Raw genomic sequence first — 12,814 nt, forward strand, 5'->3', positions numbered from 1 at the left:
TCGATCCCGTTAACTCCCAAAGGTCCCGTAGTGTAGCGGTTATCACGTCGCCCTGTCACGGCGAAGATCGCGGGTTCGATTCCCGTCGGGACCGTTTAAGGTAACGCAAGTTATTTTAGACTCGTTAGCTCAGTTGGTAGAGCAATTGACTTTTAATCAATGGGTCACTGGTTCGAGCCCAGTACGGGTCATATATGCGGGTTTGGCGGAATTGGCAGACGCACCAGATTTAGGATCTGGCGCTTAACGGCGTGGGGGTTCAAGTCCCTTAACCCGCATTGAGATATAATAAATGAGCCGGCTTAGCTCAGTTGGTAGAGCATCTGATTTGTAATCAGAGGGTCGCGTGTTCAAGTCATGTAGCCGGCATTTTTAGATAGAAGAAAATAGTGCGAACGTAGTTCAGTGGTAGAACACCACCTTGCCAAGGTGGGGGTCGCGGGTTCGAATCCCGTCGTTCGCTTAGAGAGGCCGGGGTGGCGGAACTGGCAGACGCACAGGACTTAAAATCCTGCGATTGGTAACGATCGTACCGGTTCGATTCCGGTCTTCGGCATAAACTAATGAGCACCCTTAGCTCAACTGGATAGAGTACCTGACTACGAATCAGGCGGTTAGAGGTTCGACTCCTCTAGGGTGCATTTTTCTATTTAACTCGGGAAGTAGCTCAGCTTGGTAGAGTACTTGGTTTGGGACCAAGGTGTCGCAGGTTCGAATCCTGTCTTCCCGATTCGTTACAGGGATACGTGAGTGTATCTTTTTTCTTTTTTAAACTAGATAGTAAATAAATCAAGAGAGAATCAGTTTCGTTCTCTCTTTTTTGATTTTCAGTAATTCATTTTGGCAGCGTATACTTTTTGTCTCCAGTCTTTTCAATAAATACCGTAGTTTAGGTATACACATTGAAATTTAACAGATTTTATAACTCCTATAAATTTTTAAGAAAGCAATAGAAGGGTTTTGTTCAACGTATAATATATGTGTTTGTCTGATAAAAATTTCTATTCTTTTTGATTTTAAATAAGTATTAGTTTACATTATAGTGTGAATGGTGTTTGATATCTCGTTTGAGGAAGCTGCCTTAGATTTTTCTACTTGTGTTTTATTGTATAGTGTATCTTGCTTGTTTTGAACAGAATTTTTATGACATTTGTCATATTTCCTAGTGACAGAAGCATCTAGCTCCGCAAACTTCAAAAGTCTATAATTGAAGTATGAAATGGAGGAAGAAGAGATGAAAAATAAAATGATTGTCGCAATGAGTTTAGTAGCAGTAGGACTCATGACTTATTTCATGTTTTCAGGATTCGATGAAGGATTTTATCATTTTCCTTGGGAGTTATTTACAGGCTTTGGGATCTTGTCTTGGCTTATCCGAGAAGGTTTGAAATTAGTCTCAGATGTGAAAAAGGAGTTTGAAAAATGAAAAAGCGTTTCTCTATCTTTTTATCGGCCTGTCACTCTTGGTATGGTTGGTAGAAATGTTTACTGATTGGTTTAATCAAGCCTTCCTTCACCAATTCATCCGTGGTGCATGGGGATTAGGATTTATGATTTTTATAGCCTTTCCGATGGGAAAGGAGTTGCTGAAAGGAGAATATCATGAACATGATTAAGGTTCAAGGATTACATAAAAATATCAAGGGCAAGGCTATTTTGAAGGATATTTCCTTTGAGGTGACAGAAGGCGAATGCGTCGCCTTGATTGGCCCCAATGGTGCTGGGAAGACCACACTCTTGGACTGTTTGCTTGGAGATAAACTGGTCACAAGCGGTCAAGTATCCATCCAAGGCTTGCCAGTGACGAGCTCTAAGTTAGACTACACTAGATCCTATCTCCCTCAAGAGAATGTAATCGTTCAGAAACTAAAGGTAAAAGAGTTGATTGCTTTCTTTCAAAAAATTTATCCAAATCACTTGAGTAATCAGGAAATCGATCAACTATTGCAGTTTGACCAGCAACAGAAAGAGCAATTCGCAGAAAAATTGTCAGGCGGGCAAAAGCGTCTCTTCTCTTTTGTTTTGACCTTGATTGGACGACCAAAGCTTGTCTTTTTAGATGAACCAACTGCTGCCATGGATACTTCAACTCGTCAACGCTTTTGGGAAATTGTTCAGGAGTTAAAAGCTCAGGGAGTAACCATCCTCTATTCGTCCCATTATATCGAAGAGGTAGAGCATACAGCGGATCGAATCTTGGTCTTGAATAAGGGAGAGTTGATTCGCGATACAACACCTCTAGCCATGCGCAGTGAGGAGATTGAAAAGCACTTTATCCTTCCTCTAGCATACAAGGAAGTCATTGAGCAGTCTAACTTGGTTGAAAACTGGTCACAAAAACAAGATGCTTTGCAAGTAGTTACATGTGAAGCGGATGCTTTTTGGCAACTGTTAGTGCAAGCAGGATGTAGGATTCAAGAAATTGAAGTCAATAATCGTAGCTTGTTGGATACAATCTTTGAAGAAACACAAAAGGGAGATGACTAAGATGAAACGATGGATCGCACTAAACAAGATAGAATTTCTATTGACCAAACGACAATTAGTCTATTATTTATTATCAGTAGGTATGCCGACAGCCTTCTATTTATTCTTTTCAGGCATGTACCAAGAAACACCAGGTGGACCGGCTAATTTTATGCGCGACTACCTCATCTCCATGACGGCTTTTTCCATGATGTCGACAGCTATGTTTTCATTCCCAGCTGTTTTACATACCGATAAAATCAACAACTGGCAGAAAACATTGCGCCATACCCCTGTAAATATGGTAGAATATTATCTATCAAAGATAACAAGTATGCTGGTTGATTATTTGATCTCAATCTTGGTGGTTTTCTCAGTTGGGCACTTGGTCAGAGGTGTGGATATGCCTCTAGGAAGCTGGATTGGGGCTGCGTTCTTGCTGATAGTAGGAAGTATTGCCTTTGTAGCGCTTGGCTTGATCCTGACTCTCTTACCGTCTAGTCAGCTGATGTCAGTCGTGGGCAATCTTCTCTATCTAGGCTTGGCTGTTTTAGGCGGACTATGGATGCCCATCTCTTTATTTCCAGACTGGATGCAAGCAATCGGGAAGTGCCTACCAACTTATCAGTTGATGGAGTTGCTCAAGACCTTCTTAAACGAGGGTGGCATCAATTTATCAGCCACAGTTTATCTACTTGTTTTTTCAGCAGTTTTGTTTGGTTTGACCATTTACCTTCAAGGTCATAAGGAGAATGCTTAATGCTTGAAAGACTGAAAAGCATAGACTATATGTATTGGACCAGTTTGATTTTTATGGTTTTTCCCATCGTTCCTGTAGTGACTGGGGAGCTTCCTAGCTGGCATTTGTTGATTGACATTCTGTTTGTCTTGGCTTACTTAGGTGTTTTAACCACCAAGAGTCAGCGTTTATCCTGGCTCTGTTGGGTGATTATGCTAGCCTATGTAGCTGGGAATACTGCCTTTGTTGGTGTAAATTATATCTGGTTCTTCTTTTTCCTTGCCAATCTCTTAATTTATCATTTCGGCGTACGTAGTTTTAATTCTTTACATGTCCGGACTTTTCTCCTTGCTCAATTCCTTGTTGTGGGGCAACTTTTGATTTTTCAGGAAGTTGAAGTTGAGTTTCTAGTCTATCTGCTTGGAATTATCACTTTTATCGATTTAATGACTTTTGGCTTGGTTCGGATTCGTATTGTGGAGGATTTGAAAGAAGCTCAGGCTAAGCAAAATGCCCAGATAAATCTATTGCTTGCTGAAAATGAACGCAGTCGTATCGGTCAAGATTTGCATGATAGTCTGGGGCATACCTTTGCTATGATTAGTGTTAAAACTGATCTAGCCTTGCAGTTATTTCAAATACAGGCTTATCCACAGGTGGAAAAGGAATTAAGAGAAATACAGCAAATTAGCAAAGAATCAATGCGTGAAGTGCGAACCATTGTGGAAAATCTTAAGTCTAGAACTTTGACATCCGAACTAGAGACTGTGAAAAAGATGTTAGAAATTGCTGGAATTGAGGTGGAAATAGCTAATCAACTAGATACAGCTAGCTTAACTCAGGAATTGGAGTCAACGGCTTCCATGATTTTGCTTGAATTAGTGACCAATATCATCAAACATGCCCAAGCGTCTAAAGCTTACTTAAAATTAGAACGGACAGAGAAAGAACTCATTCTAACAGTGAGAGATGATGGCTGTGGCTTTGCTTCTATAAGCGGGGATGAGCTCCATACAGTCCGAGATCGTGTTTTCCCATTTTCAGGAGAAGTAAGTGTAATCAGTCAGAAACATCCAACGGAATTGCAGGTTCGACTAGCTTATAAGGAGAGAAACTAAGATGAAACTACTTGTTGCAGAAGATCAAAGTATGTTGCGAGATGCCATGTGCCAGTTGCTTGCCTTTCAAGCAGATGTAGAGTCTGTCCTCCAAGCCAAGAATGGGCAGGAAGCAATTCAACTATTAGAAAAGGAGTCTGTAGATATCGCCATCCTTGACGTAGAAATGCCTGTTAAGACAGGTCTCGAGGTTTTGGAGTGGATACGATCAGAAAAGCTAGAAACAAAGGTGGTTGTGGTGACGACCTTCAAGCGTGCTGGGTATTTTGAACGTGCGGTCAAGGCTGGAGTGGATGCTTATGTATTAAAGGAACGAAGCATTGCAGACCTCATGCAAACCTTGCACACCGTCCTCGAAGGACGCAAGGAGTATTCGCCTGAATTGATGGAAGTGGTGATGACGCATCCCAATCCATTAACAGAACAAGAAATCGCAGTCTTAAAGGGAATTGCTCAGGGTTTCTCTAACCAAGAAATTGCAGACAAACTTTATCTATCCAACGGAACAGTCCGAAACTATGTCACTAATATTCTTTCGAAACTAGATGCAGGTAATCGAACAGAGGCAGCTAATATCGCGAAAGAATCTGGTTGGTTGTGATACTATCATAACGCGAAAACCATTATGTGTTAAAATTAAAATTATTCAATCAAACAATTTGTAACTTGAGGGGGCTTAGTTTCCTCCTTTTTGTGGCTCTAAGGTGGTAGCAAGGAGCTAAACCTAGGCTTTCTATGAAATTTTTTCAATCAATCCTCAAAAAACACTTGAAAGTGTTTACAATTAGTGATAGAATGGAATAAGTAAAAATATGAAAACGAAATTTTCACATCTTCACTTTTGTAAGTAGATATAGAGCTTTAATCGGTGCCTCTACTTGTAAAAGAATGTGTGGGATAGAAAGGACAGGAAAAGGAATGAATGCAGATGATACAGTAACCATTTATGATGTCGCTCGTGAAGCAGGTGTTTCCATGGCGACGGTCAGCCGTGTGGTTAATGGCAATAAAAATGTAAAAGAGAATACCCGTAAAAAAGTGTTAGAGGTAATTGATCGTTTGGATTATCGTCCAAATGCAGTTGCGCGTGGTCTTGCAAGTAAAAAGACAACCACTGTTGGTGTCGTGATTCCAAATATTACCAATGGTTATTTTTCGAGTTTGGCTAAGGGGATTGATGATATTGCAGAAATGTACAAGTACAATATTGTCCTAGCTAATAGCGATGAAGATAACGAGAAAGAAGTTTCTGTTGTCAATACCCTCTTTTCAAAGCAGGTAGATGGCATTATCTTTATGGGTTATCACTTGACAGATAAAATTCGCTCAGAATTTTCGCGTTCACGTACTCCGATTGTTCTCGCAGGAACTGTGGATGTAGAGCATCAGCTTCCAAGTGTCAATATTGACTACAAACAAGCTACGATTGATGCAGTGACCTACCTCGCTAAAGAAAATGAGCGCATTGCTTTTGTCAGTGGTCCACTAGTGGATGACATCAATGGTAAGGTTCGTTTGGTTGGTTACAAGGAAGCTTTGAAAAAAGCAGATATTCCTTATAGCGAAGGCTTGGTATTTGAATCTAAATACACTTATGAAGATGGCTATGCCTTGGCAGAGCGCTTGATTTCATCAAATGCAACTGCAGCAATTGTAACAGGTGATGAGTTGGCGGCAGGTGTCTTGAACGGTTTGGCTGATAAAGGTGTGTCAGTACCAGAAGAATTTGAGATCATTGCCAGTGATGATTCGCAAGTCTCTCGCTTTACCCGTCCAAACTTGACAACTATTGCCCAACCTCTTTATGACCTTGGTGCCATTAGTATGCGTATGTTGACTAAGATTATGCACAAGGAAGTGTTGGAAGAACGTGAAGTTCTATTATCTCATGGATTAACAGAACGTCGTTCAACACGAAAACGTAAATAGAAAAAATCAGGGAATCGAGAAGATTTCCTGATTTTGTGCTCTTAAACAAGAGATGTTGACTTAATGAATACCATAGAGCGGACTAGGCGGCTGGTTAAAGGCTGCGCAACACACTGCTTTGAGCTTGTAGATGAAACTGATGAAGTCAGCTCAAGTCCCTGCTTTGAGCTTGTGGATGAAACTGATGAAGTCAGCTCAAGTCCCTGTTTTGAGCTTGTGGATAGAACTGACGAAGTCAGCTCAAGTCCTTGCTTTGAGCTTGTAGATGGAAGCTGACGTGGTTTGAAGAGATTTTTCAAGAGTCTTAGCCTTCCATATAGTCTTTCAAATCTTGCCCTGTTAGTCCGGCATTGAGGGCAATAAGGAGTTTCAAGCGGGCTTTTTGGGCGTTGAGTTCTTTAATAAAGAAGACACCAGATTTTTGTAATTGCACGCCCCCACCCTGGTAGGCATAAACAGGTTCTGCTATACCGTTAAAGCATCGTGATACCAGAGCGACTGGGATTCCTTTTTGCAGAAGGTTTTCTAATTTTTGAGCCGTTTCTTTGGGAATATTACCAGCTCCGAAGGCTTGGATAATCAAACCGTCCAATTGTTCCAAATCCAGCATATCAATCAGCTCATCTGTCATACCAGCATAAGCCGAGATGATAGGCACCAAGCCTTGTATGTGATCAAGATCAAAGCGAACACGAGGTTCAGCTGTTTTAAAGTAGAGGATTTCCTGTTTCATGATGAGACCGAGGGGGCCATGTGTTGGGGTCTGGAAGGTGCTGACGTTGGTCGTATGTGTTTTGGTGACATACTTGGCAGCGTGGATTTCATCGTTCATAACGACCAAAACTCCTTTGTCAGCAGCCTTGTCATCGCTAGCTACCCGTAAAGCACTCAGATAGTTATAAACACCATCACTACCGAGTTCATTGGAGCTGCGCATGGCTCCTGTTAGAACGATGGGCATGTGGGGAATTTCCATGGTATCAAGGAAATAGGCTGTTTCCTCTAAAGTATCGGTTCCGTGTGTGATTACCACCCCATCGTAATTATCTGCTTCCTCTTTGATTTTTTGGTAGAGAGCCAGCATATGTTTGGGTTTGATATGGGGGCTTGGCAGATTAAAAAAGTCCAAGGCATGAACTTGGATTCCTTCAAGTGGGTTGGACACATGATTCATAGGATTATCTGAACTCGTCACAACAGCGCCAAAAGCATCGGCCTGCATGGAAATAGTCCCACCCGTATGTAAAACAAGGATTTTCTTAGGCATGATTTACTTACTCTTTCTGAAATGTGGTATAATCATTGTATCACAAAAGGGGAGATTGGGATAGGATGGAAGTCAAAGCTGTTTTTTTTGATATCGATGGAACCTTGGTCAACAATCGCAAGAGTGTTTTGAAATCCACTAGGGACGCGATTAAGATTGTTAAAGAACAAGGGGTGCTTGTCGGTGTAGCGACAGGGCGAGGACCTTTTTTTGTTAAGGAATTGATGGACGATTTGGACCTGGATTTTGCGGTAACCTATAATGGCCAGTACATCTTTACTAAAGACAGAGTCTTGTTCACGAGCCCTATTTCCAAGTTGCACTTGCGCCATCTAATTAGCTATGCTAAAAAAGAGGGGAAGGAGATTGCCCTAGGGACCAAGGATGCCATGCTGGGTTCTAAAATCATGTCCTTTGGTCTGGGTTCTTTTTCCCAACGAATCAGTCGCTTCGTTCCCTCTGTTTTAACCCGGACGGTGAGTCATTCCTTTAATCGTATGGTCAGCAAGGTTGTTCCCCAAAAGGAAGAAGACCTGCTTCATCTGATGAATCAGCCTATCTACCAAGTTTTGATGCTGATGACGCCAGAAGAATCTGAGAAGGCGGCAGCTGATTTTGAAGACTTGAAATTGACACGTAGCAATCCTTTTGCTGCGGATGTCATCAATCAAGGAAACTCTAAATTGGAAGGCATTCGACTAGTCGGGAAAGAATATGGCTTTGACCTCAACCAAGTCATGGCCTTTGGTGACTCAGATAACGATCTTGAAATGCTGGCAGGTGTTGGGATGTCGGTCGCTATGGGAAATGGTAGTAGCAGTGTCAAGGAAGTTGCCAAGCACATTACCACCAGCAATCAACAAGACGGAATCCACAAGGCCTTGGAACATTTTGGTGTTTTGGCTTCAGAAAAAGTCTTTGTCAGCCGTGACTATCATTTCAATAAGGTCAAGACCTTCCACCATATGATGGATGAACGGACTCAAGAAGAACCTCGAGCTTGGGATTTAGAAGGTGCAACCCATAGGGCTGGCTTTAAAATAGAAGAATTGGTGGAGTTTGTTCGAGCTGCCAGCCCTTCTGAAGAGGACTTTGGTCAAGCTCTATCGAAACTTCATCAAGCTCTTGATAAGGCAGCAGGTAAAGTAGCCAAGAAGACACCTGCCCAGCAAGATTTGATAGGGCAAGTGGATGCCTTGATTGACACGCTTTACTTTACCTACGGTAGTTTTGTCTTGATGGGGGTGGACCCAGAACGTATTTTTGACATTGTCCATCAGGCTAATATGGGGAAAATTTTTCCAGATGGCAAGGCTCATTTTGATCCAGTGACCCACAAAATCTTAAAACCAGATAATTGGGAAGAAAAATATGCTCCAGAACCTGCTATTAAAAAGGAACTGCAGCGCCAGCTCAAGGCTTATGAGCGTCATAAAGAGAGAAATAATACTCAATGAAAATCAAAGAGCAAACTAGGAAGCTAGCCGCAGGTTGCTCAAAGCACTGCTTTGAGGCTGTAGATAAGACTGACGAAGTCAGCTCAAAACATGTTTTTGAGGTTGCAGATGGAAGCTGACGTGGTTTGAAGAGATTTTCGAAGAGTATAAATAGTAAACAAAAAGGAGCGCTGAGCTCCTTTTCTTTGTAATTATAAGGTTTTTTCTTGTTCTCTCACAACCAGCAAATCGACCTTAGCATGGCGGAGGATGTATTCAGATGAAGAGCCGACCAAGAGGCGTTCAAAGGCGTTGAGACCGGTTGCGCCAAGGAGGATGAGGTCCACTTCCTCAGCATCGGGAATAGTACGTGCCAGTAGGGTCTTTGGATTTCCCATTTCAATGACGATATGAACATCGGCCACACCAGCATCTTTAGCACGTTTTTCGTACTCTTTCATCAGACTTTCAGCGTCGACTTGGAGTTGTTCGTAAACTTCAGCATCAAAGGTGGATACGCTTTGGAGAGCGCGTGTGTCAATGACATGGGCGATGGTGAGTTTAGCGTCGTTTCGTAGAGCAGAATGAACTCCCTTGACAAAAGCCAAGTCTGCTTCCTTAGAACCATCGATTGCGACCATGATATTTTGGTAACGTTGTGTCATAATGAAACCTCCTGAAATTTTCTTACTACAATTGTAAACCTTTTCACTATAGAAGTAAAGCAAAAAAAGTATTTTTCAAAAAATGTTAGCGCTTGACATATGTATGTATATATGTTAAAATATATAAAAAAGAGTGAGAGTAAAGATAGAATAGATTGGAGAGGAGTGGTTATGAAAAACTCTTTTCAAGAATCAAAAAAAATAAATTTCCTTTATTATGGAATCATCTTAGCTTCGGTCTTGGTAGAAGTGATCATGATCTGGCAATTAGATAGGTTGATTCCGCTTCTTTATCCAGGTTTTGTTGGCTTTTTAGTCTTTCATTTACTCTACCATTTGGTATTATTCCTAGTCGCTAAAAGAAGTGGTCGCTGGGATTACTTGATGATATGGGGGCTTTTCCTCATGTTCAATCTTCTCTATGACTCCTTTTTAGGCTTGCTTTTTCTAGGTTTATCTTTTGGTATGTAGAAATTAGTTGAGGTGTTGATATGAGATGTTCTAAATATATAATTACAATGATGTTTGTATTGTTTACTTTTGGAATGGTTATTCCTGTTGTAGCTCAGGAAAATTCCAATAATATAGATCAATCAATTACTATTTTGAAAAAATACACTGAATTAGATGAATCGAATATTCCTTTTATTCGGACGGATATTATGGAAGAACAGAATGAAAATAAAGAAACAATAACTCTTGCAGAAATGGTGAATGAACTCGCTATAAGTTATAAAAATCAGAAGCTATCTCATAATAAAGTAATAAAAAGAATAAGAAGAGGTTTGATTCCTACTTATGGTAATTGGTGTGGTCCAGGTCATACAATGGATGATAGAAATGGGAATGCAATTGATATTTTAGACTGGGCATGTAAAGATCACGATATTTGTTATAGAGATAATGGATATTGGAATATTGATTGTGATAAACGATTTATCAAACAGTTAAAAGCTATTCTTGATAGTGACGTATTATCTCCAGATGGGAGATTATATGCATCTGCAGCCTATACCTTATTTTCTACTATGAGAAATTATGGTGGATAGTTATTCTCTTTAAACTCTCCTCTATTTCCTCGCTTTTAGCGAGGATTTTCTTCTATATAAATCTAGTAACAGCTTCCAGCAAACTTGTCGCATTCTTTTTCTAGTGGTATAATGTTACTAGTCTGATGAATGGAGGAAACAAGATGAAAGAATATAACAAGTCTAGTAAGTTAGAGCATGTTGCTTATGATATCCGTGGTCCGGTTTTGGAAGAAGCCATGCGGATGCGAGCAAATGGAGAAAAGATTTTGCGTCTGAACACAGGAAATCCAGCAGAATTTGGCTTTACAGCGCCAGACGAGGTCATCCATGACTTGATTATGAATGCGCGTGATAGTGAAGGCTATTCTGATTCCAAAGGGATTTTCTCAGCCCGTAAGGCCATCATGCAGTACTGCCAACTGAAGAAATTCCCCAATGTGGCTATGGATGATATTTACCTTGGAAATGGTGTCAGTGAGCTGATCGTCATGTCCATGCAGGGGCTTTTGGACAATGGAGATGAGGTCTTGGTGCCTATGCCAGACTATCCTCTCTGGACAGCGGCTGTCAGCCTAGCTGGGGGAAATGCCGTTCACTATATCTGTGATGAAGCTGCAGAATGGTACCCTGATATTGCGGATATCAAGTCAAAAATCACTTCCAATACCAAGGCAATCGTCCTTATCAATCCAAACAACCCAACTGGAGCCCTTTATCCGAAGGAACTCTTGCTGGAGATTATTGAGATTGCCCGTCAAAACGACTTGATCATCTTTGCGGATGAGATCTATGATCGCATGGTCATGGATGGGCATGTGCATACGCCTGTGGCCAGCTTGGCACCGGATCTCTTCTGTGTCAGCATGAATGGTTTGTCAAAATCTCATCGTATTGCTGGTTTCCGTGTGGGTTGGATGGTCTTGTCTGGACCTAAGACTCATGTTAAAGGCTATATCGAAGGGCTCAATATGCTGTCCAATATGCGTCTTTGCTCTAACGTTTTGGCCCAGCAAGTCGTACAAACATCACTAGGTGGGCACCAGTCAGTGGATGAATTGCTCCTTCCTGGTGGACGGATTTACGAGCAAAGAAACTTCATTTATAATGCCATTCAAGAGATTCCAGGTTTGTCTGCTGTTAAACCCAAGGCTGGACTCTATATCTTCCCTAAAATTGACCGCAATATGTACCGTATCGATGATGATGAGCAGTTTGTCCTTGATTTCTTGAAGCAGGAAAAGGTGCTCTTGGTTCATGGTCGCGGTTTTAACTGGCAGGAACCAGACCACTTCCGTATCGTTTACCTTCCTCGTGTCGAGGAACTAGCCCAAATCCAAGAAAAGATGACTCGTTTCTTAAAACAGTATCGCAGATAGGGCTTACATGAGAAAAAGCTGGAAACATTTGCCTAGAGCTATTGACAAAAGTGACAGAATCAGATAGAATGGTAAAGTATGTTTAGTAACTGATCACTTTATAGCCGGCTAAACGAATACAAAATCTATGAGGAGGTATTCATCGTGAAACGTACTTATCAACCAAGTAAACTTCGTCGTGCGCGCAAACACGGATTTCGTAACCGTATGTCAACTAAAAATGGTCGTCGCGTATTGGCAGCTCGTCGTCGTAAAGGACGCAACGTTTTGGCTGCCTAGTCCAAACCACGGAGAAGGAAAGTCAGTAGGAACTCGAGTCTACTGGCTTTTATTGTGCTTAAAAATAGGGGCAAGAGTAGATGAACCCGGTGTCAAAGATAGAGTAGCTTGAAGCTAGGAAAGTAGATAGCGACTGCTAAAACAGTTTTAGAAATTGCTTTGCATTTCCTAATCAATCTGTTGCGTTTTTATTTCCTTTCGCTATAGATCTGTCTGGTAAAGGAAGGGCTCGTCATAAGCTATAGTAGATTGAAACGAGAATAGGACACCTCTACTTCTAAAACATTGTTAGAAATCGATTTGACTGTCCTGACCGATTTGTCCTGTTCTTATTTCATTTCACTATAGTTGAACCATCTCATTTTTAGGAGGGATGGATGGCTAACTTCCTTATAGAACTTTCAGTGAGATTCAGTGAGATTCAGTGAGATTCAGCGATGAAAAAAATGATAAAAGTGTCAGGATAAGTGTTGACTAATTTTATCAAAGTGGTATAATCCCATCTTTG

Annotated in this window: 15 protein-coding genes and 8 tRNA genes; 21 read left to right on the forward strand and 2 right to left on the reverse strand. The window is 41.2% G+C overall.

Annotated elements, in window-relative coordinates; genetic code table 11:
• Window positions 1–21 precede the first annotated feature (21 nt).
• The 16 genes from HT691_RS08280 (at window position 22) to HT691_RS11535 (ending at window position 6,517) form a co-directional block, all read left to right on the forward strand.
• A tRNA-Asp gene (locus HT691_RS08280) sits at window positions 22–94 on the forward strand.
• A 24-nt stretch (window positions 95–118) separates the two neighbouring features.
• Window positions 119–191 (forward strand) — tRNA-Lys (locus HT691_RS08285).
• 5 nt (window positions 192–196) lie between these two features.
• Window positions 197–278: transfer RNA gene (locus tag HT691_RS08290), tRNA-Leu, on the forward strand.
• Window positions 279–296: 18 nt separating this feature from the next.
• A tRNA-Thr gene (locus HT691_RS08295) sits at window positions 297–369 on the forward strand.
• A 22-nt stretch (window positions 370–391) separates the two neighbouring features.
• Window positions 392–463 (forward strand) — tRNA-Gly (locus HT691_RS08300).
• A 7-nt stretch (window positions 464–470) separates the two neighbouring features.
• A tRNA-Leu gene (locus HT691_RS08305) sits at window positions 471–556 on the forward strand.
• An 11-nt stretch (window positions 557–567) separates the two neighbouring features.
• Window positions 568–641: transfer RNA gene (locus tag HT691_RS08310), tRNA-Arg, on the forward strand.
• A gap of 15 nt (window positions 642–656) precedes the next feature.
• Window positions 657–730: transfer RNA gene (locus HT691_RS08315), tRNA-Pro, on the forward strand.
• Window positions 731–1,219: 489 nt separating this feature from the next.
• The gene (locus HT691_RS08320) at window positions 1,220–1,426 is read left to right on the forward strand and encodes a hypothetical protein (protein WP_023934166.1); all 207 of its coding nucleotides are present in this window, start codon (window positions 1,220–1,222) and stop codon (window positions 1,424–1,426) included.
• On the forward strand, window positions 1,416–1,616 hold the full coding sequence (locus HT691_RS08325; protein ID WP_023934168.1) for a hypothetical protein: 201 nt from the start codon (window positions 1,416–1,418) through the stop codon (window positions 1,614–1,616). The genes HT691_RS08320 and HT691_RS08325 overlap by 11 nt, the downstream gene beginning before the upstream one ends.
• Window positions 1,603–2,487 carry an ABC transporter ATP-binding protein gene (locus HT691_RS08330; protein WP_023934170.1) on the forward strand — a complete coding sequence of 295 codons (885 nt, stop codon included), beginning with the start codon at window positions 1,603–1,605 and terminating at the stop codon, window positions 2,485–2,487. Before HT691_RS08325 ends, HT691_RS08330 begins: the two co-directional genes overlap by 14 nt.
• Before the next feature lies 1 nt (window position 2,488).
• Window positions 2,489–3,226 (forward strand): ABC transporter permease, encoded by a 738-nt coding sequence (locus HT691_RS08335; protein ID WP_031243889.1) that lies wholly within the window; start codon window positions 2,489–2,491, stop codon window positions 3,224–3,226.
• The gene (locus HT691_RS08340; RefSeq protein WP_023934174.1) at window positions 3,226–4,323 is read left to right on the forward strand and encodes a sensor histidine kinase; all 1,098 of its coding nucleotides are present in this window, start codon (window positions 3,226–3,228) and stop codon (window positions 4,321–4,323) included. The genes HT691_RS08335 and HT691_RS08340 overlap by 1 nt, the downstream gene beginning before the upstream one ends.
• Before the next feature lies 1 nt (window position 4,324).
• Window positions 4,325–4,924 carry a response regulator transcription factor gene (locus tag HT691_RS08345; protein ID WP_023934176.1) on the forward strand — a complete coding sequence of 200 codons (600 nt, stop codon included), beginning with the start codon at window positions 4,325–4,327 and terminating at the stop codon, window positions 4,922–4,924.
• A 317-nt stretch (window positions 4,925–5,241) separates the two neighbouring features.
• The gene (ccpA, locus tag HT691_RS08350; RefSeq protein WP_000990604.1) at window positions 5,242–6,252 is read left to right on the forward strand and encodes a catabolite control protein A; all 1,011 of its coding nucleotides are present in this window, start codon (window positions 5,242–5,244) and stop codon (window positions 6,250–6,252) included.
• Between the two features lie 130 nt (window positions 6,253–6,382).
• Entirely contained in the window at window positions 6,383–6,517 is a 135-nt protein-coding gene (locus HT691_RS11535) for a hypothetical protein (RefSeq protein WP_023934178.1), read from the forward strand.
• Window positions 6,518–6,556: 39 nt separating this feature from the next.
• On the opposite strand, the gene HT691_RS08355 is transcribed toward HT691_RS11535, so the two are convergent.
• Window positions 6,557–7,519, reverse strand: coding sequence for an asparaginase (locus HT691_RS08355; RefSeq protein WP_023934180.1), 963 nt, complete (start codon window positions 7,517–7,519; stop codon window positions 6,557–6,559).
• A gap of 65 nt (window positions 7,520–7,584) precedes the next feature.
• Here HT691_RS08355 and HT691_RS08360 point away from each other — a divergent pair, with 65 nt between their 5' ends.
• A complete protein-coding gene (locus HT691_RS08360; RefSeq protein WP_138707868.1) occupies window positions 7,585–8,976 on the forward strand; it encodes a Cof-type HAD-IIB family hydrolase in 1,392 nt (463 codons plus the stop codon).
• Window positions 8,977–9,167: 191 nt separating this feature from the next.
• On the opposite strand, the gene HT691_RS08365 is transcribed toward HT691_RS08360, so the two are convergent.
• Window positions 9,168–9,620 (reverse strand): universal stress protein, encoded by a 453-nt coding sequence (locus HT691_RS08365; protein ID WP_000194272.1) that lies wholly within the window; start codon window positions 9,618–9,620, stop codon window positions 9,168–9,170.
• A 171-nt stretch (window positions 9,621–9,791) separates the two neighbouring features.
• Between HT691_RS08365 and HT691_RS08370 the strand changes: the two genes are divergently transcribed.
• The 4 genes from HT691_RS08370 (at window position 9,792) to rpmH (ending at window position 12,306) form a co-directional block, all read left to right on the forward strand.
• On the forward strand, window positions 9,792–10,091 hold the full coding sequence (locus tag HT691_RS08370) for a hypothetical protein (protein WP_000797852.1): 300 nt from the start codon (window positions 9,792–9,794) through the stop codon (window positions 10,089–10,091).
• Between the two features lie 20 nt (window positions 10,092–10,111).
• On the forward strand, window positions 10,112–10,669 hold the full coding sequence (locus HT691_RS08375; RefSeq protein WP_001203814.1) for a hypothetical protein: 558 nt from the start codon (window positions 10,112–10,114) through the stop codon (window positions 10,667–10,669).
• A 143-nt stretch (window positions 10,670–10,812) separates the two neighbouring features.
• Window positions 10,813–12,027 (forward strand): pyridoxal phosphate-dependent aminotransferase, encoded by a 1,215-nt coding sequence (locus HT691_RS08380; protein ID WP_023934190.1) that lies wholly within the window; start codon window positions 10,813–10,815, stop codon window positions 12,025–12,027.
• A gap of 144 nt (window positions 12,028–12,171) precedes the next feature.
• Window positions 12,172–12,306, forward strand: coding sequence for a 50S ribosomal protein L34 (gene rpmH / locus HT691_RS08385; protein ID WP_000831907.1), 135 nt, complete (start codon window positions 12,172–12,174; stop codon window positions 12,304–12,306).
• Window positions 12,307–12,814 lie beyond the last annotated feature (508 nt).

This window comes from Streptococcus sp. 477 (assembly GCF_013277295.1).
Classification (GTDB): Bacteria; Bacillota; Bacilli; order Lactobacillales; family Streptococcaceae; genus Streptococcus; species Streptococcus pseudopneumoniae.